Source organism: Peribacillus sp. SIMBA_075 (genome assembly GCF_046534585.1).
Map to the genome: position 1 here is coordinate 1 of NZ_JAWRYN010001063.1, position 255 is coordinate 255.

The window sequence follows — 255 nt, forward strand, 5'->3', positions numbered from 1 at the left end:
TATGTCGTGTTCTTCAAGAAGGTACTGTACGTCAAGATTCTAAAATTACATTATTAGAGCGTCCATCAAACAATGTATCTGTTTTGTTCTCTAACGAAATTTATTTTCATAATAGGAAAGATAAAGATGGCATTGCGAAGGTTCTTGCTGTACAAGAACTAGCCGAGATTTGGCGTGGTCAGTTAGAGGATCGTCTTTCGAAGTTAAAATAATAAATCCCACCTTTTATAGGTGGGACTCTATTTATCTATCATA

Annotated in this window: 1 protein-coding gene; it reads left to right on the forward strand. The window is 34.9% G+C overall.

The features are described from left to right. The coding region (locus SB775_RS31550) for a 3-alpha domain-containing protein (RefSeq protein WP_410865223.1) at positions 1 to 212 on the forward strand (212 nt) is incomplete at its 5' end. Between the last annotated feature and the right edge of the window lie 43 nt (positions 213 to 255).